Source organism: Micromonospora sp. NPDC051196, assembly GCF_040682415.1.
GTDB lineage: Bacteria > Actinomycetota > Actinomycetes > Mycobacteriales > Micromonosporaceae > Micromonospora.
In genome coordinates this window covers 123,595-145,519 of sequence record NZ_JBFBAY010000009.1, presented here as the reverse complement: position 1 = coordinate 145,519, position 21,925 = coordinate 123,595, and the positions used below count along the sequence as shown (strand labels likewise).

13 protein-coding genes are annotated in these 21,925 nt (G+C 70.7%); 6 read left to right on the top strand and 7 right to left on the bottom strand.

Annotation, left to right across the window (positions count from 1 at the left end; genetic code table 11):
• The first annotated feature begins 39 nt into the window (after window positions 1-39).
• The 4 genes from AB0M35_RS18785 to AB0M35_RS18770 are packed head-to-tail and all read left to right on the top strand — an operon-like array spanning window position 40 to window position 3,488.
• Window positions 40-564 (top strand): sigma-70 family RNA polymerase sigma factor, encoded by a 525-nt coding sequence (locus AB0M35_RS18785; protein ID WP_363746820.1) that lies wholly within the window; start codon window positions 40-42, stop codon window positions 562-564.
• A complete protein-coding gene (locus tag AB0M35_RS18780) occupies window positions 548-1,636 on the top strand; it encodes a hypothetical protein (RefSeq protein ID WP_363746819.1) in 1,089 nt (362 codons plus the stop codon). The genes AB0M35_RS18785 and AB0M35_RS18780 overlap by 17 nt, the downstream gene beginning before the upstream one ends.
• Window positions 1,633-2,643, top strand: a complete 1,011-nt coding sequence (locus AB0M35_RS18775) for an ABC transporter ATP-binding protein (protein ID WP_363746818.1) — start codon at window positions 1,633-1,635, stop codon at window positions 2,641-2,643. Before AB0M35_RS18780 ends, AB0M35_RS18775 begins: the two co-directional genes overlap by 4 nt.
• A complete protein-coding gene (locus AB0M35_RS18770; protein WP_363746817.1) occupies window positions 2,640-3,488 on the top strand; it encodes an ABC transporter permease subunit in 849 nt (282 codons plus the stop codon). The genes AB0M35_RS18775 and AB0M35_RS18770 overlap by 4 nt, the downstream gene beginning before the upstream one ends.
• Before the next feature lie 73 nt (window positions 3,489-3,561).
• On the opposite strand, the gene AB0M35_RS18765 is transcribed toward AB0M35_RS18770, so the two are convergent.
• Window positions 3,562-4,965 (bottom strand): PLP-dependent aminotransferase family protein, encoded by a 1,404-nt coding sequence (locus AB0M35_RS18765; protein WP_363746816.1) that lies wholly within the window; start codon window positions 4,963-4,965, stop codon window positions 3,562-3,564.
• Here AB0M35_RS18765 and AB0M35_RS18760 point away from each other — a divergent pair.
• Window positions 4,964-5,917: a DMT family transporter gene (locus tag AB0M35_RS18760; protein ID WP_363746815.1), complete on the top strand. Its 954-nt coding sequence runs from the start codon at window positions 4,964-4,966 to the stop codon at window positions 5,915-5,917. The two genes, AB0M35_RS18765 and AB0M35_RS18760, sit on opposite strands and share 2 nt — an antisense overlap.
• A 17-nt stretch (window positions 5,918-5,934) precedes the next feature.
• Here AB0M35_RS18760 and AB0M35_RS18755 read toward each other — a convergent pair whose 3' ends face one another.
• The 3 genes from AB0M35_RS18755 to AB0M35_RS18745 form a co-directional block, all read right to left on the bottom strand.
• On the bottom strand, window positions 5,935-6,750 hold the full coding sequence (locus AB0M35_RS18755) for an SAM-dependent methyltransferase (RefSeq protein ID WP_363746814.1): 816 nt from the start codon (window positions 6,748-6,750) through the stop codon (window positions 5,935-5,937).
• 113 nt (window positions 6,751-6,863) lie between these two features.
• Complete coding sequence (locus tag AB0M35_RS18750) at window positions 6,864-7,889, bottom strand: LacI family DNA-binding transcriptional regulator (protein ID WP_363746813.1); 1,026 nt, start codon at window positions 7,887-7,889, stop codon at window positions 6,864-6,866.
• Between the two features lie 250 nt (window positions 7,890-8,139).
• Window positions 8,140-11,409, bottom strand: coding sequence for a beta-L-arabinofuranosidase domain-containing protein (locus AB0M35_RS18745; protein WP_363746812.1), 3,270 nt, complete (start codon window positions 11,407-11,409; stop codon window positions 8,140-8,142).
• A gap of 386 nt (window positions 11,410-11,795) precedes the next feature.
• Between AB0M35_RS18745 and AB0M35_RS18740 the strand changes: the two genes are divergently transcribed.
• The gene (locus AB0M35_RS18740; RefSeq protein ID WP_363746811.1) at window positions 11,796-12,986 is read left to right on the top strand and encodes a cytochrome P450; all 1,191 of its coding nucleotides are present in this window, start codon (window positions 11,796-11,798) and stop codon (window positions 12,984-12,986) included.
• 190 nt (window positions 12,987-13,176) lie between these two features.
• On the opposite strand, the gene AB0M35_RS18735 is transcribed toward AB0M35_RS18740, so the two are convergent.
• From AB0M35_RS18735 to AB0M35_RS18725, 3 genes are all read right to left on the bottom strand, one after another.
• Window positions 13,177-13,809 carry a hypothetical protein gene (locus tag AB0M35_RS18735; RefSeq protein ID WP_363746810.1) on the bottom strand — a complete coding sequence of 211 codons (633 nt, stop codon included), beginning with the start codon at window positions 13,807-13,809 and terminating at the stop codon, window positions 13,177-13,179.
• A 25-nt stretch (window positions 13,810-13,834) separates the two neighbouring features.
• The gene (locus tag AB0M35_RS18730) at window positions 13,835-17,017 is read right to left on the bottom strand and encodes a family 43 glycosylhydrolase (protein WP_363746809.1); all 3,183 of its coding nucleotides are present in this window, start codon (window positions 17,015-17,017) and stop codon (window positions 13,835-13,837) included.
• 70 nt (window positions 17,018-17,087) lie between these two features.
• The gene (locus AB0M35_RS18725) at window positions 17,088-21,824 is read right to left on the bottom strand and encodes a discoidin domain-containing protein (protein ID WP_363746808.1); all 4,737 of its coding nucleotides are present in this window, start codon (window positions 21,822-21,824) and stop codon (window positions 17,088-17,090) included.
• Between the last annotated feature and the right edge of the window lie 101 nt (window positions 21,825-21,925).

Below are 21,925 nucleotides of genomic sequence, written 5' to 3'. Positions count from 1 at the left end.
GACGGGTCCGCAGGGCGAATCGCGCGGGGGGAGGACGGCGTGGTCAGGTCGGCCGCCGCCGGACGGGACGGGGTCCGCGCCGACCTCGAACAGGTCTTTCGGGCCTGTTATCCCCGGATCGTCGGGGTCGCCGCCCGGGTACTCGGCTCCCGCGTCGAGGCCGAGGACGTGGCGCAGGAGGTGTTTCTCGCCTTCGGGCGTTCCTCGGTGCCGGCCGGGCAGGCGGTGGGCTGGCTGTCGGTCGCCGCGGCGCACACCGCGCTGAACCAGGTCCGGTCCCGCCGTCGACGCGCCGCCCGGGAACAGTTCGCCGGTGACCCGCAAGCCGTGAGCCCCGACGTCGCCGACGCGGTGGTCACCCGCGACGAGCGCCGGCAGGTGCGGGTGGCGCTGGCCCGGCTGCCCCGCCGGCAGGCCGTCGCCCTGCTGCTGCGGCACAGCGGTCTCAGCTACGCCGAGGTCGCGGCCGCCCTCGACCTCTCCCCCGGCAGCGTCGGCACCACCGTACGCCGCGCCGAGTCCGCCCTACGCAAGGAGTTGAACCGTCATGCGTCATCCGACTGACGGCACCCTTCGCCGGCTCCTGGACGAGCCGGCCGGTGTCGCCGACGCCGACCGCGAGCACGTCGCGCACTGCCCGGTCTGCCTGTCCGCGCTGGCCGCCGCCCAACAGGACGCGACGATCGTCGCAGCGGCGTTGGCCGGGCCGCCGGACGTCGACGTCGACGCGGGCTGGCAGCGGCTGAGCGGTACCGTCGGCGACACCGGCCGCCGACGGACGCCCGCCGCCCCCCGGGCACGGCGGTGGCGGGCCGCGCTGCGCAGCCCGGTGGTCGCCGCCGTCGCCGTCCTCGCCCTGGTGGGCGGGGCCGGTGCCGCAGCGGCCGGCAACTGGTTGCAGATCTTCCACACCGAGCGGATCGCCCCGGTCACGATCGCCCAGGCCGACCTGGTCGCGCTGCCTGACCTGTCGGCGTACGGCGACGTCGAGATGACCGAGCCGGCCGACGTACGCCAGGTCGCCGACGCCGCCGAGGCGCAGCGGATCAGCGGCCTGACCCTGCCTCGGGTCGACCAACTGCCTCGGGGCGTGACGGGCGAGCCCACGTTCCAGGTCGGTGACCGCACCAGTGCGGTGTTCACCTTCTCGGTGGAGAAGGCGGCGCGCACGGCCGCCGCGGCGGGCGAACCGCTGCCGGAACCGCCCGCCGGTCTCGACGGCAGCCAGTTCCGGTTGAGCGCCGGCCCGGGGGTCGCCGCGGTGTGGGCGGCCGAACGCGGGGTGCCGAACCTGATCGTGGCGCGGATGGCCGCGCCGACCGCGTACTCCTCGGGAATCGAGTTCTCCACGGCCCTGGACTATCTGCTGTCCCTGCCGGGTCTGCCGGAGAACGTCGCGTCCCAGCTACGCAACTTCACCGGCGACGGTACGACGTTGCCGCTGCCGGTGAACGCCCGCTATCTGACCGCCACCACCGCCGACGTCCACGGAACGCCGGCCACCGTGCTCACCTCGCGCGACGGCGTACTGGCCGGGGTGGTCTGGGTCGACGACGCGACGGTCACCGCGGTGGCCGGGCCGCTGAGCGCCGACGAGGTGCTGTCGGTGGCGCGCGGGCTGCGGTGGGACCGATGACCGGCCCCGACACCGTCCGAAGCGACCCACCCGCCGGGCAGGTAAACGAGGCTTCTCTCGGTGCGGCGGGGCGGTTGGTGGCCGAGTTGCCACCCGCGCCGGCGGTGTGGTGCTCGGGGCTGCGCAAGCGGTACCGGCGACGCAGCGCGGTCGACGATGTTTCCTTCACCGTCGACCGGGGTGAGGTGGTGGGGCTGCTGGGCCCCAACGGCGCCGGCAAGACCAGCGTCATCAAGATCCTGCTCGGTCTGGTCCGGCCCGACTCGGGTGAGGTGCTGCTGCTCGGCCGGCCGGCACGCGACCCGCGGTCCCGGGCCCGGGTCGGCTACCTGCCGGAGCTGTTCCGGTACCAGCCGTGGCTGACCGCAGCCGAGGTGCTGGCCCTGCACGTCCGGCTCGCCGGCGCCGGGGTGCCGCAGCAGGAGCGGCAGGAGTGCCTGGCCGCCGTCGGTCTGGCCGACCGGGCCGATGACCGGGTGGGCGGCTTCTCCAAGGGCATGCAGCAGCGCCTCGGGTTGGCCGTGGCGCTGGTGGCCCGCCCGGAACTCGTCATCCTGGACGAGCCGACCAGCGCCCTGGATCCGCTCGGCCGGGCCGACGTGCGGGATCTGCTGCTCTCCCTCAAGGCGCGGGGCGTCGCCGTACTGCTCAACTCACACCTCATCGGCGAGGTGGAACGGGTCTGTGACCGGGTGGTCATTCTGGACTCCGGGCGGGTCGCCGCCGCCGGCACCCTCACCGAGCTGCTCGGCCGGCGGGAGCTGCGACTGCGACTCGACGGGGTGGACGAGTCGGCCCGCAACCGGTTGGCCGCCGCCGGTCCACTCGCCCAGGAGGGGAACCTGTTCACCGTCACGCTGCCGACCGATCCGGAGCCGAGGACCGTGCCGGACCTGGTGGCCGACCTGGTCGGCCTCGGCGTGCGCGTACACGCCGTCGAGCCTGGGCGGGTCAGTCTCGAGGAGCGGCTGCTGGCCATCCTCCGTGCAGGAGGTGACCGGCGATGACCGTCCGGACCGTACTCACCGTGGCCGCGCTCACCTTGCAGGAGGCCGCGCGGCGGCGGGTACTGCGCTCGCTCGGCGCGCTGAGCATCGTGCTGCTCGCGCTCAGCGCCTGGGGATTCTCCCGGATCGACGCCGAGTTCGGTGGGCTCACCAGCGGCGAGGCCCGACTGGTCGCGGCCATGGTGCTCAACCTGGTGATGTTCGGCCTGAGTCTGATCGCCGCGCTCGGTACGGCGTTCCTCGCCGGCCCCACCCTGGCCGGTGACATCGAGTCCGGGGCAGCACTGGCGATCCTGGCCCGACCGGTGCGCCGCTTCGCGGTGCTGCTCGGCAAGTGGTTGGGGCTGGTGGTCTTCGGTGCCGGCTTCGTCGCCCTGGCCGGCCTGGCCCAACTGCTGGTCGTCCGGGCCACCGTGGGCTACTGGCCGCCGGGGCCGGTGACCGGCCTGGCGCTGCTCGCCGCGCAGACCGTCGTCCTGCTCACCCTCGGTCTGCTGCTTTCCAGCGTCAGCTCACCGATGGCCTCGGGCGTGGTGGCCGTCGGCCTGTTCGGGGCCACCTGGATCGCGGGCGTGGTGGGCGCGTTCGGCACCGCCCTCGACAACGACGGCGTGGCCCGGGTGGGCACGGTGTCCCGGATGCTGCTGCCGACCGACGGGCTGTGGCGCGGCGCCATGAACGCCTTCCAGGACCCGACCGTGCTGATGCAGTTCGGCCCGGCCATGCAGGGCCACCCGTTCCTCAGTGACGCCTCGCTCACCCTCACCTATCTCGCCTGGGCCGGGCTCTGGGTCGCGCTCGTGCTCGGGCTCACCGGGATGGTGTTCCGGCGCCGCGACCTGTGAGTCGTGGGGCGCGGGCTCGTGCGGCAGCGCTCGCTGCCGCACGGGGCCTACCCGGGGTGCTGCCGCACGGGGCCTACCCGGTGTGCTGTCGTAGGGCACGGGACAGCCGACGGATGGCCTCGTCCATCAGTTCCGGTGGCGCGGCGGCGTAGGTGAGACGCAGGTGCGCGGCCGGGGGTTCGGCGGCGTACCAGGGTCTTCCGGGGAAGACGACGACGCCTTCGGCGGCTGCGGCGGCGGCCAGCGCGACGTCGTCGGTGCCCTTGGGCAGGCGGAGCCACAGGTGCAGGCCGCCACGGGGCACCGACTGCTGGCCGACGAGGTCCGGCAGGTGCCGGCGCAGCGCGGTCAGCAGCGCCTCGCGCCGGGCCCGCAATGCGGTGCGCAGCGCCCGGCGGTGACGTGCCCAGGCCGGGGCGGTGACGAACTCGATGGTGGCCTGCTGCAGGGGGCCGGCGACGAAGAAGTCGTCGAGCAGTCGGGCCGCACGCAGCCGGGCACCGGCCGGGCCGTGTGCCCCGATCGCGGCCACCCGCAGCCCGGGTGCGGCGGATTTGGTCAGCGAGCGCAGGTAGACGACGTGTCCGTCCGGGTCGTCGGCGGCCAGCGGCGGCGGGGCCGGCCCGTCGATGGTGAGGTCGCGGGCGTAGTCGTCCTCGATCAGGAACGCCCCGGCGTCGCGTACCGCCTCGGCGACCTGGGCTCGGCGGTGGGCGGCCAGGGTCGCGCCGTGCGGGTTGGCGTACAGCGGTTGGCAGTAGAACAGCCGGGCGCCGGTGCGGGCGAACGCGGCGGCGAGCTGGTCGGGTCGTACTCCGTCGGCGTCGGCGGGCACCGGCACCACCCGCAACCCGGCCGCCCGGGCGGCGGCCAGCGTGCCCAGGTAGGTCGGCGATTCGACGAGCAGGGCGTCGCCGGGTGCGGCGAGCGCCCGCAGCGCCGTCGACAGCGCGGCCTGCCCACCTGGACAGATGACCATGTCCTCGGCGCGCAGCCCGCCGCCGACCTCGCGGGCGAACCAGGCGCGCAGGTCCGCCCGTCCCTCGACGGGTCCACGCTGCCACGAGGCGGGTTGCCGGGCGGCGCGGGTGAGCGCGGCACCGAGCGCTGCGGCAGGCTGCAACTCCGCGTCGAGATAGCCGCCGGAGAGCGGGATCGCCCCGGCGGGCGGTAACGCCAGCAACGCCTGCATGTCGTCCTCGCCGGGACGGCGTGGGCCGAGGGCGACGGTCTGCCAGGAGAGGTCGACGGCGCGGGGCTCGGCCAGCCGAGCGGCGACATAGGTGCCTCGGCCGGGCCGGGTCTCGACCAGCCCTTCCCGTACGAGGTGCCGGATCGCCTCGGCGACGGTGACCGGCGAGGCCTGATGGCGGCCGGTCAACTCGCGCACCGACGGCAGCCGGGTGCCCGGTCCGGCGGAAGCTGCCAGCCGGCGCAGATCTTGGATAACGCGTCCGCTTGCGTTACCGTCATTCATGAGAGATCAGAGTAGCGCTACTGCGCGGCCGACGGTAACGCCCGGTCAGGCGGCCGGCTTCACTCTCGGCGCGCTGGGTGTGCTCGCGTTCAGCATGTCGCTGCCGGCCACCCGGATCGCCGTGCAGCAACTCGACCCGTGGTTCGTCGCCTTCGGCCGTTGCGTCGGCGCGGCCCTGCTGGCCTGGGCCTACCTGCGGATCACCGGAGCGCCGCGCCCGAGCCCCGGCCAGTGGCGTCGGTTGTCACTGGTCGCCCTCGGTGTCGTCGTCGGTTTTCCGCTGTTCACCTCGCTGGCGCTGACCGCCCAGACCGCCGCGCACGGCGCGATCGTCATCACCGTGCTGCCGGCCATGACCGCCGTGTTCGCGGTGCTGCGCGCCGGCGAGCGCCCACCGCCGCTGTTCTGGATCGCCAGCACCGGCGGGCTGCTGGCGGTGCTCACCTTCCTGATCGCCAACGGCGCGGCACTCGGTACGCCGGCCGTGGCCGACCTGTTCCTGCTCGCGGCGGTCGCGCTCGCCGGCCTGGGGTACGCCGAAGGCGGCGCGCTCGCCCGCGAACTGGGCGGCGCCCGGACGATCTGCTGGGCCCTGCTGCTCTCGCTGCCTGCCACGGTGCCGATCACCGCCGTCGCCGCCCTGGCCAACCCGCCACAGGCCGACGCCGGAGCCTGGTCGGCGTTCGGCTACCTCACCGTGGTCTCCATGTTCCTCGGCTTCTTCGCCTGGTACGCCGGGCTGGCCCGCGGCGGCATCGCCCAGATCGGCCAGATCCAACTCGCCCAGCCGGTGCTCACCCTGGCATGGTCGGCACTGCTGCTCGGCGAGCGGGTCACCCCGGCGTCGATCGCGGTCGCCGCGGTGGTGCTGGCCTGCGTCATGCTGATCCAGCGCACCCGCACCAGCAGGCAGGCGATCGTGGTTGCTCCGACGGCGACCCGACAGCGTTGACGGCGCCACCCGCCGGGTTACGGCTTGCGGCCGACCGCGCAGTACTGGTCGATCTCGGCGGGCTCGACATCCGTGCTGTCGGGTCGCCATCGGGTGACCGAGACGACACCGGGCTCGACCAGTTCCAGGCCGTCGAACAGCGCGGCGATCCGCTCGGGGCTGCGCAGGTGGTACTTCGGGTTGGCGGAGATGTTCCAGATCCGCACCGCCTCGGTGACCGCCTCGCTGGTGTCGCTGCCGTCGTACATCGCCAGGTAGCTACCGGACGGCAACTCGCTCATCACGCTGTCGATGATCGACTTCGCTTCGTCGTCGGACTCGACGTGGCCGAGGATCCCCATCAGGATGAGCGCGACCGGCTGATTCAGATCCAGCGTCCGCGCCGCCTCCCGGAGGATGGTCTGCGGATCCCGCAGGTCCGCGTCGACGTAGTCGGTGGCGCCCTCGGGCGTGCCGACCAGCAACGCCCGGGCGTGCGTCAACACCAGTGGGTCGTTGTCGACGTAGACGATGCGCGCCTGCGGGTCCACCGACTGGGCCACCTCGTGGGTGTTGTCGGCGGTGGGCAGGCCGGTGCCGATGTCCAGGAACTGCCGGATGCCAGCCTCACCGGCCAGGTAGCGCACCGCCCGGGTGAGGTAGGCCCGGGAGAGCCGGGCGTTCTCCGCCATCTGCGGCAGGTTCGTGATGATCTGGTCGCCGACCTGACGGTCGGCGGCGAAGTTGTCCTTGCCGCCGAGCAGGTAGTTCCAGATCCGAGCCGTCTGCGGCACACCGGTGTCCAACTTGGGCCTGTTCTGTTCGCCGCCGGCCACAGCCGTACCGTCCGCCACGATCGCACCTCAGTCTCGTCTGGACGAATGTCGAAATATGGGCAAGCTTAGAACGCAGGCCCTTACCGCGCGCTCAGCGGCCCCGCCACCGTGGGCGGTGACAGGGGTTTGTGCTAGCCGACCGGCAGCGTCGACTCGCGCATCACCACGCGACAGGGCAACTCCTCCGAGCGGGGTGTCGCGCCGTCGATGGCTTCGAAAAGCCGCTTGCCGGCCACCGCCCCCAGGTGCTTGAGGTTCATGTCGACACTGGTCAGGCGTGGTCGGGAATCGGCGGAGATGGCCTCCCAGTTGTCGAAGCCGATCACCGATATCGTGCCCGGCACGTCGCGTCCGAGGTCACGCAGCGCGTCCAGTACACCACGGCCGATCTGGTCGCTGCCGCAGAAGATCGCATCGACCTCGGGATGCTGCTCGACGATCATGTGCGCGGCGGCCCGGCCCCAGGATTCCTCCCACGAACCGAAGTAGGGCCGGTCGCCGACCATCCGCAATCCGGCTGCGGCGAGCGCGGCGGCGGCACCCTCGACCCGGTCCCGGGCGGCCTGGAACCCGGCTTCACCGGTGATGTGGGCGATGTTGCGCCGCCCGCAGGAGAGCAGGTGTTCGATGGCGAGGCGCCCACCGCCGACGTTGTCGGCGGTGATCGAGATGTCGGCCGGGTCGGCCGAGGGGGCGTAGACGTAGACCACCGGCACGGGGATGTTGCCGGCCAACGGCGGACGGGGGTCGGTGCGGGAGCCGACCACGATCAGACCGTCGACCCGGCGGGAAAGCAGCGCCTGCACGTGGTGCTTCTCGCGAATCGCGTCGCCGCGCGCGTCACACAGGAAGACCGAGACCTGCCCGGCCCCGAAGGCGTCCTCGGCGCCCATCAGGATGGGGATCGAGAAGCGCCCCTCCAGGTCGCTGGTCAGCAGGCCGACCGTGCCGGTGCGACCGCTGAGCAAGCCACGGGCGAGCGCGTTCGGCGCGAACGACAACAACTCCGCGGCCTCCAGCACGCGGACCCGGGTGGTGGCCCGCACCTCACCACGACCGTTGATGGCCTTGGACGCGGTCGCCACCGACACCCCGGCGAGCTTGGCCACGTCGGTGAGCGTGGGCGGACGCTTGGCGGGGACCTCGGACTCGGTCATGCGGTGCGTTCTCCTGACGCCGTCGGTCACTGAAACCTTTCCGGTAGTTTCGGCCGGGTGGCGGCTCGGCGCCCGACTCAACCCTGGTGGCTGGGCCGAACACTACACGGAAATTGTCGCCGGACGGCGCCGGGAAGCCGTGCCGTGACCGGCATCCCGAAAGCACTTTTCGGAGTTTCGTCGCAGCCGCGCGGTGACCGGCCAAGGCCCGCCGGGGGCGGCGCTTTCCGGGCGCCGCCCCCGCCCGGAATCAGGAGGCGCTGACGGCCGGATACGCCGCCTCGATCCGCGTCGTGACCGGCTCGCCGTCGACCGACCCGGTGACCACGACGGTCACCGTGCCGGCCGGCACCGCCGCGAGACGGGTGTTGAACGACTGGTACGCGGCCTTGCCCGCGGCGACGTCGGCAACCGTCCGGGAGCCGTACGCGGTGTTCAGCTCGACGGTCAACGGCACCTCGTCGGCGTTCACCGCGTTGACGGAGAGATAGACCCGGCCGCCGATGAGCTGCGTACGCACCTGGACCTCGACGTTCCAGGTGTGCCCCGGATCGAGTTCCTCGTTCGATCGGGCGGCCTGCGAGACGACGAGGTTACGCTCCGCCGTGGTGAACACGCCCGCCTCGACGAACTCCCCGGCGATGCGGGTCACCGTCGACACGAACCGGCCGTGGTTGGCGAACGGTGCCTCGTCCCAGACCAGGTCGAGGAAGGTCGGACCGTCGGTGCCGGGCGACGGGACGCCGGTCACGGGTACGTCGTAGTTCGGCAGGCCGTCGTTGCGCTTCCGGTTGGGTACGCCGGTGTCGACGGCACCGAACACGATCGTCGGCTCCACCCGCCGGAAGTACGACGAGGCCGCCTGCGTGTCGCCGATGTAGTACGGCCGCAGCGTGAAGCCGTGCGTGGCGAACAGCTGGTCCCCCGCCGCGGTGGTAGCCGCCGGGGTGATCGCCGCACGGGCGTAGTCACCGTCGCGCTTGAGATGGCGGTACAGCGACAGTTCGCGGTAGTTGCCGCTGCCCGGGTTGCCGAGGATCTGCAGCAGGACGGGCCCCCAGAACACCGACTGGGTGTCCGGGCGGTCCAGCGCCCGCTCGATGCGGATGCTGAACGGCATCCGGATCTCGACGACGTCGCCGGGCTGCCAACTGCGACGCAGGGTCAGGTAGCTGCCGGCGGTGGCGGTGACCTGTTGGGCGACTCCATTGATCGTGACGAAGAAGCCCTTGCGCACCCAACCCGGCACCCGCAGTTTGATGTCCAGCGGGCCACTGCCGTCCACGGTCAGCCTGGTGTGGTCCGCGCGCGGGTAGTCGGTCTGCTGGGTGATGGTGAAGTCGCGTTCCGCCCAGGTCAACGTCGAGGCGGCGTACAGGTTGACCCAGAGGGTGTTGCCGTCGGCGGATTTGAAGTAGATCGCTTCCTGGTACTTGGTGTGGTTCTCGACGCCCGTTCCGCCGCAGCAGGTCCCGGTGTTGCCGTAACTGCGGTTCGCGCCCGGGGTCAGCGGCTGGAAGTAGGTGACCTGCGGGTTGTTGACGCTGGTGCTGTCGGCGCGCGAGCCGGCGATCTGGTTGATCAGGCCCCGCTCGTAGTAGTCGAGGTAGGCCACGTTGTGCTCGTGGAAGAACAGGTTGCGGGCCAGTTTGAGCAGGTTGTACGTGGTGCAGGTCTCCGCGCCGCCCTGGGCGATCGAGTTGGCGATGTTGTCCCGATTCTGGAACAGCTCGATGTTGTTGTTGGAGCCCGGGTAGTTGCCGCCGGTGCCACCGTTGGCGTACATGCGGTGCGGGACGACCATGCCGAAGAAGTTCTTCGCGGCCTGGAAGTACTCGGCGTCCCCGCTGTGCTCGTAGACCCGCAGGTAGCCGACGAACTGCGGCACGTGCGAGTTGGCGTGCAACCGATCCGGGCGGCGGCGACCAGGGTTCGCCTGCGGGGTGACGACGAGGATGTCGCGGTTCTCGACGCAGGCGTCGAAGAGCGATTCCCGGTTGTCGAAGAGTTTGGCGGTCTCCAGGTGCTTCTGGTCGCCGGTGAGCGCGTAGATCTCGGGGAACACCTCGTTCGCGCCACCGGTCTCCCCGGCGATGTAGAGGTCCCACATGTAGTTGAGGTTGTCCCGGGTGATCGGACCGGCGTACGCGGGGTGGTTCTTGTCGCCGACGGTCAGTGCGAGATGCGCCCAGCCGGCCATCTTGGCCACGACGTCCAGGGCGGTGGCGTTGTCGGTGTGGTAGTACGCGTCGAGCAGACCCCGCATGATCTTGTGCTGGGTGTACCAGGGTGCCCAGGTGTTGGTGGTCGCGTTGCTGCCGTACACCGCCCAGCGGGGCGGACCGAGCCGCAGCACCGCGTCCTCCGGGATGGCACCGAGGTAGCCGGGGTGCGTCGGCACCCACAGGGCGCCTCCGCTGCTCTGGCTGGCCACGATGCCGCCGTCGCGGCCGTTGGGCGAGGCGTCGCGGATGGTGGTACCACCCTCCTCCTCGAACCGGTACCAGGCGATCGACCCGCCGCCGGTGCTGCCGGCCGGCGAGTCCTGCAGGGACTGGATCTCCTGCTGGCTCAGCGCCCGGTCGAAGATGTGGAACTCGTCGACGGTGGCGTTGAGCATCGCGTCGCCGTACTGTGACCGCCCGATCCACCGGTTGCCGGGGTTGCCGAGGTTCGCCGGGCTCAGTGTCATGTTGGTGTTCTGGCCGACCTGCTCGCCGTTGACGTAGAGCGTCCCGGTCTGCTGGGTCAGGGTCACCGCCAGGTGCACCCACTGGTTCGTCGGCAGGGCCGAGGTGCCGTCGATGCGCTGTTCGCCACCGCTGCCGCTGACGGTGATCGCGAATCGCGGCACGTTGCCGGTGACTCCGGCCCGCGGGGTCAGGAACATGTTGACCGTGGCGTTCTGACCGAAGTCGAACAGTCGGCTCCAGTTCTGCGCGGCGGCGAGGTTCACCCAGGTGGCGATGGTGAAGTCGGTGAGCTGGCTGATCGCCTCCTGGGGCAGGGTGACGTGTTCGGCCCGGCTGGGGCCGTTGAGCCGCAGCCCGCTGCCGAATCGGCCCGGCACCCGACCGATCTGTGGCACCTCCGGCTCCTCGGGCTCCTCGGGCTCCTCGGGGCCGGTGCCCATCCGTGCGGTGATCGCCGCCTGGCACGCCGCGAGTTCGCCGACCATCCAGTCGAGCTTGGTCTTGAAGATCGGCTCACCGTGATCGGCGTAGCCCTGCGCCAGAGCTGTCATGACGTGACCGGCCCAGTGGCCGCTGAGCAGACCACCGTCCTCCCAGCCGCCGGGGGCGGTGACACCGGCCGGGTTCGGTCGACCGGCCTGGTTGTTGAACAGCACCAGGAAACGTCGCTCGTCGAGCTGCCGGAGGTAGTTCTTCATCCGGTCGCGCTTCTCCTGGAACAGTCCCTCGCCCAGGGTCACGTCACGCAGGCGGAACGGCCGGACCGGGGCGGTGGCGCCGGGACCGAGATCGGTCGAGGTCACGGCGAACGCGGTCGGGGAGGTCACGGCCCCGGTCGTCGCGCCGGTCGTCGGACCGGCCTGGACCGCGGTGGCCGGGAGGGCGCCCGCGGCGACACCGACGGCTGATGCCTGCAGAACCTGGCGTCGGCTGACGGGGAGCTTGTCGAATTGCGCCACAGAGGATCTTCCTTCCAGGTGGGGGCAGCTGCGGATCCATCGCGGCTCCCCATGCGGCCCGGAACGCTCGCCGCGAGCCGGTGCCATGGCAGCCGGGTCCGAGCCATCGATGACGACGCTAGGTCGGGGGTGATCGATTGTTAACGCTCACCTTAGGCTCGGCGGAAGCCGAGATCAAGGAAAAGTCCCAGGATTGACACCTGCCGGAAACATACTTATGTTAGCGCTAACTGATTGACGGTCCGGGAGGTTCGGTGGCCGCCGCCTTTGGTGTCTCGGAGTTGTGGGATCCCGCCGTCCGCCGCGACCCGCACCCCTTCTACGACCGGGTACGAGCCAGCGGCGGGCCGGTGCCGCAGATCGACCCCGCCGGGAACCGGCTGTGGGTGGTCGCCGGGCACGCCGATGTGCTGGCCGGTCTGCGGCACCCCGAGATCGGGCACGAGGTGCACCGGCGGGACCCCGACGGGCGGCAGCCCAGCCCCGACGACCTGTCGGAGGCGGCGCGGATCGAGGCCCGCCAGCTCATCAACCTGGATCCGCCCGACCACACCCGACTGCGCGGGCTGGTCAGCGGCGGCTTCACCGCACGGGCCGTGGCCCGGCTGGAGCCCTGGATCACCGAACTCGCCGACCGGCTGATCGCCCGCGCCCGCCGCCTGGGGCACATCGACGCCATCACCGATCTCGCCGACCCGGTGCCGGTCAACGTCATCGCCGAACTGGTCGGCATTCCCGAGCCCGACCGGCCCCGGTTCCGCGCCTGGTCGGCGGCGATCGTGTCGGCCAGCGCCGAGGGCCCGGCGGCGACCAGCGCCTTCGGGGCGTACCTCGACGAGTTGGCCGCCGCGCGCCGGGCGGCACCGGCCGACGATCTGATCACCGCGCTGGTGGTCGCCGGGGACCGGGACGACCGGCTCGACCGGGACGAGTTGGTGGCCCTGGTGCAACTGCTGCTCATCGCCGGGCAGGAGACCACCGTGGACCTGATCGGCAACGGACTCCGGCTGTTGTTGACCCATCCCGAGCAGTGGCAGGCCCTGCGGGCCGACCCGTCGCTGGCCGCCGCGGTGGTCGAGGAGACGTTGCGCTTCCGGGGGCCGGTCGAGATCGTGCCGCCCCGGTTCGCCTTCGCCGACATCGAGTTGGGCGGCGGACGGATCCCGGCGTACGACCGGGTGGGTCTGTCGTTGTGGGGCGCGAACCGGGATCCGGCGGTGTTCGAGCGGCCGCACGAGTTCGACATCCACCGCACCGACGTGGGGCGGCACATCGCGTTCGGGTACGGCATCCACTTCTGTCTCGGCGCCCACCTGGCCCGGTTGGAAAGCCGGATCATGTTCGAACGGATCGCCGAGCAGCTGCCCGGCCTGCGTCTCGCGATCGACCCGGCGCAGCTCGACGGCTTCCGGCTGCATCACGACGGGCTGCCGATGCGGGTCTGAATCCGGGATGGGTGGCACCACCGGTCGGGATGCGGCGACGCGCCCGGCCGGCCCGACCGTTGCGTGGGTTGAAGCAGAGCAAAGGGCGCGCGTGGCACACCGCGGTCCGGTCCGTCGCACTCTCATGCCCACCCCCTGCGGCCACAGGTGACGGTCGGGGGCCGCCGGGCGGCGGCCCCCGACCGCCGTATCACTCGAACAGGGACAGGGTCAGCGTCGAGGTGTACGCACCCGCCTCGACATCCCCCGGAGTCCGCAGGAACAGATCCGCGTCAACCGTGTACTCGCCAGGAGTCACCGCACCCGAATCGAAGGTCGACACCAGCAACTCCTGATCCACCAGACCCACGTTGTTACCCGGCTGCGTCGGCTCGTCCAACACCGTCACGACCTCTTCACCCTCACTGACCAGACCGGTGTCACCACCGTCGATCAGCTTCGGCTTCCAACCCAGGTGACCGGCACCGATCGGCGCCTGCTCGGCGTCACCGACGAAATCGGTAGCGCTACCCAACACCGCCCACGCCGCACCCTCGGGCACCTCGTCGGGCGTACGGGTGTCGGTGACCGTCACCGTCGGCAGGGTGCCGGTGAACTGGCGGACCAGCAGCGTCGACCCGTCCTCCGACAACATCACCGAGTCGGCGGCGACCGACATGGCGAGGACACCCGGCTCCCGGATCTCCTCGATCTCGACGGTCACCTCCACCCCGGCCTCGTCACCCGGCTCGGCGAAGGCAGGCGAACCCACCGCCACCACACCGGCCAGCAGCGCACCGGACGCACCGGCGGCCAGCAGCCGCTTACGACTCCATGTGTTCATTCGCTTCTCCGTTGTTCATCGGTGATTACTGGGCTTGTCGGGGGTCGGCGGCGCAGTCGACGCCGGGGGGTTGCGCGGTGACGACAGTCGTCACGCCCTTACCGTCGACCGAGCCGCTGACCCGGACGGTCGCCGTACCGGCCGGCATGGAGGCGGTACGGGTGGTGAACTGCTGGTAGGCGTTGCCACCGGGTGCCACGGCGGCGAAGACACGTTCGCCGTACGCGGTCTGCACGGTGACGTCCACCGGTGCGTCGTGGTCGTTGCGGACCTGCACGGCCAGGTACGCCCTGCCGGCCACGCACCGCGCCTGAGCGGTCACCGTCACCGGCAGCTCCGGCGTGACGCCCGGGTCGTCGGCGAAGACCCGCCACTCGGTGATCGCCACCGCGGAGTAGGTGCTGCCGTTGCCGTTGGCCCGGACCGTGGCGCGCACCCGCGAGGTGGTGACCGGGTCGAAGGAGACGGTGTTGAAGGCGGTGGTGCTGGTGCCGTAGCCGGACGCCCCGGTCACGTCGCGCCAGGACGAGCCGGTCTCGTCCCAGTACTGGAGCACCCAGCCGTCAGGTTGGGCGACCCCGTCACCGGAACCCTGGTTGGAGTCGCGCCAGAACTTCAGCTCGGTGCCGGTGATCCGAACCGGACGGGACCAGGTGTACTGAACCCACTGGGTGGCCGGGCGGGTGCCGGACCAGGTACCCCAGATCTGTGCCTGGCTCGGGTTGTTCGGGTCGGCGCTGTCGTTGAGCGCGGTGACGCTGTTCCAGCTCGCCGTGTAGGAGGCGGTCGGGGTGGCGATCGGCGCGATGTTGCCGGTCAGCGGCCCGGACAGGTCCGCCGGGATGACCACCGTCCTGGCGGTCTCCAGGTTCCCGGCCACGTCGAGCGCGCGGAACGACAGGGTGTGCCGGTTGGCGTCCGGTGCCGCGACGGCACCGGTGTAGGTCTGCCACGCACCCGTGCCGATGGCGTACTCGATCCGGGCGACTCCGGAGGTCGCGTCGGTCGCGGTCACCGTGACCGCGCGGGTGCTGCTGTGCACGGTGGCCGTACTGACCGGCGCCACGGCGTCGATGCGTACGGCGAGACTGGCCGGCGCCGAGACGTTGCCGGCGCGGTCGGTCGCGGTCGCCGTGACGGTGTGCTCGCCGTCGCCGGTGACGGTGACGTCGACGTGCCGTACGTCGTTCGCGACGGCCGACTCACCGTCGTCGACCCGCGAGGAGATGGCCAACCGGCCACCCCGGTCGTCGGCACCGGCGATCCGCACCCGCACCGCCGAACGGAACCAGCCGGCGCTTCCGGCGCTGCCACTGGGCGTGAGGGTCACCGTCGGCGCGGTCTCGTCCCCCTCGGTGTCGTCCGGGGAGATCACGGTGAGCTGCGCGGAGACCCGCCCGGCGGCGTAGCCGAGCACGGTGCCACCGATGGCGAACGTCCGGGGTGTCGCTACATCGTCCGGCGTGACCTCGTCCCAGTAGACCGGTACGCGCAGCGTCTCGGCGCCGAAGGAGACCGGCAGGGTGTCGGGCAGGTCGGTCTCCCCCACCTCCACCGTCATCGCCGGCGCGCTGACCGACTCCGGCTGCGCGGCGAGGACCTTCCACTCCTCGACCGCCACCGCGGAGTAGGTGCTGCCGTTGGTGGAGGCGTCGAAGACCGCCCGGACCTGCGTGGTGGTCACCGGGTCGAAGGTGGTGTTCTGGAAGCCCTGCGTGCTGGTCGGGTAGCCGCTCGGGTTCGACGCGTCGGCCCACTGCCCGGCGTCGAGGTCCCAGTACTGGATGCGCCAGCGGGCGGGCGCGGCCACCCCGACTCCGGTGCCCTGCGGTTGGTCGTTCCAGAAGTCGATCTGCGAACCGGTGATCCGCATCGGCTGGTCCCAGGTGTACTGCACCCACTGCTGCGGCGGATTGTTGCCGGTCCAGGTGCCCCACATGTCCGGCGGCAACGGATTGCGTCGGACGATCTCGTCGTTGAGCGCCTTCACCCAGTACTGGGTGGGTACCGGCTCGTTGGAGACGGTGACCCGCGCCGCCTGGGCGATGTTCGGCCGGGGAGTGAGGTCACGCTCCTTGGCCGGGGTCGGCGTGACCAGCTTGATCCGCGGCGGGGTCTGCGTGTCGTCCCATTCGAGTGGGTCGATCGCCACCGACCGGCGGAAGTGGCCACCGTCCACGGCGTCGGCGGTGTGGTACGCCAGGTACCACTGCCCGTCGAACTCCACCACGCCCGGGTGGCTGGTGGTCGAGGAGACCGGCCGCAGGAAGGTCCCCCGGTAGGTCCACGGTCCCTGCGGCGACGACGCCGTCGCGTAGGCGAGGCAGGCGTGGTAGTTCGCGGGGGTGCACTGCGAGGTCGGGCCGGCGTTGTTGCCGGCGTACGCCAGGTAGTAGGTGCCGTTGCGCTTGAAGGCCCAGGCACCCTCGAAGAAGCCGGTCAGCCCGGTGACGGTACGCACCGCGCCGATCGGCGTCTTCATGTCCTGGCCGAGTTCGAGCATCCGCAGCTGGCTGAACGAGCCCCACCAGAGGTACACCCGCTGGTCGGGGCCCTCGCCGTCGACCAGGATGGTCGGGTCGATGTTGTGGATGGTGTTGGCGGTGGGCACCCGCTGCGAGACGATCGGCCCGCCCGCGTGGTCGGTCCACGGGCCAGTCGGGCTCGCCGAGACGGCCACGCCGATGGCGAACTTGTCCGACACCGGGCTGTCCCGCTCGTGGATCGGGACGTACCAGTAGTAGCGACCGTCCACCCCTTGGACCACCTGACCGGCGTACGCCCGGCCGGGCGTCGCCCAGGCGAACGTGGTCTCCGGGCGCATCAACGACGGGAAGTGGGTCCACTGGCCCGCCTCGACGTCGGTGGTCCGCAGTGCCCCCCACTCGTTCATGATGAAGTCGTTGGTGGCCGGTCCGGCCTGGTCGTGGCCGGTGTAGATGTAGAGCTGGTCCTGCGCACCCGGGTTACCGGGGGCACCGGCCGGCACCACCATGGGCGCCGGGTCGGCGGAGTAGTAGCTGCCGTCGCCGATGATCGGGTTGACGGTGTTGGTGAAGGTGTACGACTCGGGTTCCGAGGCGTGCGCCGGGCCGGCGACGCCGGCCAGGCCGCCGGCGAACAGCCCGGCGGCCACCGCCACGGCGAGCGCCCGGCGCGACGGCCGGTGGGATGGTGGGGCGGCGCCGCGCCCCACGGTGGTGTTCACGGTGTCGTTCTCCTCACTGGGACGAGGGGTGGTGGCGGCGCCGATGCGTCGGCGCCGCCACCAGAGGGGGTCAGCCGCAGGTGAGCGCGCCGAACGGTGCCTCGAACTCCACGGTGACCGGCTCGCCGTCGACGGTTCCGGTGGCCTTCACCGTCGCCGTGCCGGCCTGCACCGACTTCGCGCGGGTGTTGAACGCCTGGAAGGCGGACTTGCCGGGTGCCACGTCGGCGACCGTCCGCGACCCGTACGGCGTGACCAGCTCGATGGTGAGCGGCACGTCCTCGGCGTTGCGGGCGTTGACCGTGACGTAGACGTTGCTGCCGGTGCAGCGGGTGCTGGCCTGCACCTCGACGTCCCACGTCGGTGTCTCGGGCGGGTTGCCCACGGTGAGGGTCAGCGTGGTCCGGGTGGCCCCGGCCTGGCTGACGTACGGCGGCAGGATCAGGTCACCGATGACGGTGTACCGGCCGGGGACGTTGGCGATGTTCTCGTCGAAGTTCCACTCGACCCCGATGGCCTGGTTGTCCCTTGAACCGTCGTTGTAGGAGACCGCCACCTTCTCCGGCAGCCAGGGCAGCTCGCCCACCTCGACGGCCTGCTCGAAGGTTTCGGCACCCTGGATCGAGATGCCGCCGGTGGACATCTCCGGTCGCACGTAGATGCGGGCCTCGGCGATCAGGCCGTACGCGTCGTTGGTGCCGTAGACCACGAACGGGTCCACGTTCGGCTCCGCCACCTGCTCGGGCGTGATCTCCTGCCAGTTGAACGCCACGGTGCCTCGGGCGCCGCTGGCGTAGACCGCGTCGAGCGTGGCCGGCAGGGTCGGCACCTGACCCACACCGGTGCGGATGAGCACCGGTGCGCGCACCGAGTCGACGGTCTCGCCGTTGGCCCGCCACCGCAGCACACCGGTGCCGGCCCCGCTGCCCTGCAGACCCCAGATGCGGATACGCAGGTGGCTGGCGGTGATCGGCGCGAAATCGAAGTGGTTGTAGCGGTTGGTGGCCAGCCCACCGGCGTACGTCGAGTCGCCGGTGAGGGTGACCAGCGTCCAGGTGGTGCCGTCGGTCGACGACTCGATGGCGTACGTGCTGGCGTTGGGGCGGCGGGTGCCGCCGTTGTCGTCGTACCAGTAGATGTCGGTCGAGGACAGCCGCACCGGCGCGTCCCAGCGGTACTGGATCCAGGCCTGGCGTTCGAGGCTGGTGCCGTTGGCCGGCTGGCCCCAGTTGCCCCAGCCCTGGCCGGTGCCCGGGTTCGAGTTGGCCGGGTTGGTGGGCGCGTTGACCCGGGAGTGGTTCTCCCACGAGGCGGTGCCGCTGGTGCTGATCGTCGCCGAGGCGCCGAACTCCGCGCTGACCTCCCGCTCGGTGAGGGTCACCGCGACCGTGGCCGTCGACCGCTTCTCGCCGTCGTCGGCGAAGAACCGGAACACGTACTCACCGGCGATCGTGCCGGTCACCCGGGTGGACAGCGCCTGCGCGTCGGCGAAGATGACGCCGGCTCCCTCCGGGGCGGAGACGGTCTCCCAGCCGAAGGTCAGCTCGCTGTCGTACGGGATGCCGTCGTCGGTGGCGGTGGCGACCAGCCGGGTGGACAGGTTGCCGTCGCCGGAGTTGTCGCGGGCGGCGGTGACGACCGGCGCCTGGTTGGTGACCTCCGGCACGTCCCGGCCCGAGTCGAACACCTGGATCTCGGAGATCGCGGTGAAGAGGGTCGGGTTGTTGGTGAAGGCGATGCGGACCTTGTCCGAGGTGACGGTGTCGAACAGCGCCTCGTTGAACTTCGCCGAGGGGACGGTCGGGTTCTTGAACTGGTCCGGCACCTCCCGCCAGCCGCCGTTGCCATCGGGCACCTGCACCCACCAGCGGGCGGGCTCGCGGTAGCCGCCGGCCTGCCGGTCGCTGACGAAGTAGACCTTCACGTTGTCGAAGGACTTCGCCGCACCCAGGTCCAGCTCGACGTAGCCGTTGCGCTCGGTGGTGCCGTAGTTGCCCCAGTACGGCTCGTTGGCGGTGACACCGTCGGTGACGGCCGCCAGCGACACCGGTCGCTCGGTCACCGAGATGGCGCCGGGGGTGTGGTTCATCGAGGTGCTGCTCCAGCCGGGCGTGTGGAACTGCCGCCACGGCGTGGGCCGCACACCCTGCTGGGTGTACGAGGAACTCAGCTGCGCGCCCTGCGCCAGGTTCGGCGCGTCCTCGGTCAGGTCGATACCGGCCGTCTTGAGGTAGCCGACGACCCGCTCGTCGGCGATCGGGGTGTCCACCGCGGCCGGGAAGTCGGTCCCTTCGCTCGCGGTGAAGGTGACGGTGAGCCCGTCTTCGGCCTGGACCTGGTTGGTGTTCGGGTCGTAGGTGAGCTTGCCGAGCTTGTCGGTGCTGACCTTCCTCTCCCCGCCCAGGAACAGGCTGTAACCGGCGCCGAGGCCGTACTCGCTGCCGTCCGGGTCCCAGACGATGGTCACGTCCTGCCCGTGGTAGCGCAGGTTGTTGACCATGAAGTGCTCGTACCCGAAGTTGATCGGCCAGAGTTCGATCTTGTCATCGGAACGCGGCTGGATGCCGCCCATGTCCTCGATGAAGATGTAGTTCATGTTGCCGAGCATGATGTGGTTCTGGTTGTTGCGGTTGTAGGTGCGGGTGTTCGGGTTCCAGTTGGAGTAGTACTCCGCCTGGTTGGCGACCCGCATGTCCGCGTTGGGGTAGATGCTCCAGGCCATCCAGTCCAGCAATCGCTTGGCGTACGCAGGGGTGATGTACTTCTGCTCCGGGTCGTAGTGCCGCAGGGCGGAGCGGACACCGCGGTACTGCACGGTGAAGTTGATGTTCGAGAAGTTGTTCGAACCACCGATCCCGTAGGCCGCCCGGTCGTACTGGTTGGCGGTGTAGAACGGGAAGATCGGGAAGTTGTCGCCGTAGGTCAGGAACCGGAAACCGTCGACGTAGGTCTGCCACTGGTCGGTCGGGATCAGGTTCTCGGCGTAGATGTCGTAGAGGTTCGACTCCTTGGCCGGGATCAGGTTGCGGGCCGACGCGGGCAGCGGGTTGGCCCGCCCGTTGGCGCTGGCCGCACTGGTGGCGCCGTGCGACGTGCCGGCCAGGAACATCCGCATGTCCGGGCTCCACAACCGGTTGAGGATCGCCTCACGGATCTGGTCGGCGTTGGTGGCCATCTCGTCGACCTTGGCCTGGTCGGCGTCGGCGAGCTGGTAGAGCTGCCGGGCCGCGTCGAAGGCACCCCAGACGTACGCCGACTCAGGCCGCTCGATGGTCCGCGCGCCGGGGGCACCGGCGTTGGACTTCGGGAAGCCGAAGGTGATGGCGTCGGCGTCGTTGCCCGGCATGTAGTTGGTGTCGTACGCGATCAGCTTGTCGTTGTTGCCGTCGTAGTGTTCGAGTTGGCCGACGCCGTCGCCCTCGAAGTACTTGGCGAACTTGCGGGCGATCTCCTTGCCACCACCGTGCACGTTGTACGCCTCAAGCCCGGCGGTGCCGAGGTACTGCGAGTAGTGGTTGTTCCAGCTGGTGTGCCCCGGGCTGTCCAGGAAGGCCGACGAGCCGGACAGCTCACCGATGTTGAGGATCTGCCCGTACGGCAGGTAGGGCGTACGCAGCCACTTGGTGTCCTGCAGGTGCATCGGCTGGGTCAGCGCCACGGCGTTCTGGTAGAGGTTGACCCCCTCGATCGTCGTCGGGTACTGGTAGACGTGGCCTGCGGCGTTGGCGTCGAGGGAGTTGTAGCGCTCACCCCACCAGCGGTAGACGATGGCCTTCTCCAACGCCGGGTCGGGGACGTTGATGTAGGGGATGTCCTGCGCCCAGCGACGGTTGAACGCGGTGATGCCGGTCCGCACGGCCTGCGCCGGCGACAGTTCGGCGTACTCCTGATAACTCTGCACCGTCTCCGGCAGGGTGGCCGAGGAGACGGCGCCGACGACCGAGAGCGACACCGAGCCACCTGCCGGTACGGTGATCTCCCGGTCCAGGTTGCTGCCGCTGCGGGTGAAGCCGGCACCGGTCAGGTCGATCCGGATGGTGTCCCACGCGGTGTCGACCAGCCCGTTGTTGGAGCCGCTGGTGATGGTCCGGGTGCCGGTGAGCGCGGCATCTCCGGCGGCCTGGGTGGCCAGCGGCGACGCGGCGCGGACGGTGAAGGTGGCCGCCTCCTCGCCGGGGTTGTTGAAGTCGATGGCGGTGACCGCCACGTTGTCGTAGGTGATGAGCTTGGTCAGGTTCGCGGTGACCCCGGTGGTGCCGATGTTGTACCGGCTCCTGGCGTGGCTGGGCGCGTTGAACCGGTTGGCGTTGACCTCGCTGACGGTCTGGCCGGGCACCGTGACGGTGTAGAGGTTGCCGAGGTTGTTGGGGCCGCCGACGAACGCGCTGCCGGCAAAGCCCATGACGGTGAAGTTGTTGTTGCTGGCGCCACGCATGTACAGCGAACGGCCTCGGGTCATCAGCACCGCTGACCCGAGGGCGCCCTGCACGCCGAGGATGCGGTCGAGGTAGTAGTCGGTGCCGCCGTCGGCGAGATCCTTCTCGAAGATCGACTGGTGCATGCTGCCGGCGGTGAACGGCACCCCGGGAAGCAGTTGGTTGGCGACGTCGCCGACGTTGCTGTACACCGGGTCACCGATGTCCATGACGTGGCTCTGCCCATTGGTGTAGACCCCGACGTCGCCCTCGTTGCCGGGCAGGATCGGGCTGGCCGCGTGAGCCGGGGAGGGTACGGCGACCGCCCCTCCCACCACTAGCGCGGCAAGGGCGGCCCAGAGAGGCACCCTCCGCACGCGTCTACGGATCATTTCCTTCCTCCTTGTTATCGGCGCGAGGGGCGGGTGAGGCGCCCTGGTCGCACCTTGGGGGTGATTCGAGCGGCTTGTGAGCATCGGCACCAATTTGGTGT

Bases quoted from the DNA above. Each gene is read 5' to 3' on its own strand.
- AB0M35_RS18750 (WP_363746813.1), bottom strand. From the start codon at position 7,889: ATGACCGAGTCCGAGGTCCCCGCCAAGCGTCCGCCCACGCTCACCGAC.
- AB0M35_RS18780 (WP_363746819.1), top strand. From the start codon at position 548: ATGCGTCATCCGACTGACGGCACCCTTCGCCGGCTCCTGGACGAGCCG.
- AB0M35_RS18760 (WP_363746815.1), top strand. From the start codon at position 4,964: ATGAGAGATCAGAGTAGCGCTACTGCGCGGCCGACGGTAACGCCCGGT.
- AB0M35_RS18770 (WP_363746817.1), top strand. From the start codon at position 2,640: ATGACCGTCCGGACCGTACTCACCGTGGCCGCGCTCACCTTGCAGGAG.
- AB0M35_RS18775 (WP_363746818.1), top strand. From the start codon at position 1,633: ATGACCGGCCCCGACACCGTCCGAAGCGACCCACCCGCCGGGCAGGTA.
- AB0M35_RS18765 (WP_363746816.1), bottom strand. From the start codon at position 4,965: ATGAATGACGGTAACGCAAGCGGACGCGTTATCCAAGATCTGCGCCGG.
- AB0M35_RS18735 (WP_363746810.1), bottom strand. From the start codon at position 13,809: ATGAACACATGGAGTCGTAAGCGGCTGCTGGCCGCCGGTGCGTCCGGT.
- AB0M35_RS18725 (WP_363746808.1), bottom strand. From the start codon at position 21,824: ATGATCCGTAGACGCGTGCGGAGGGTGCCTCTCTGGGCCGCCCTTGCC.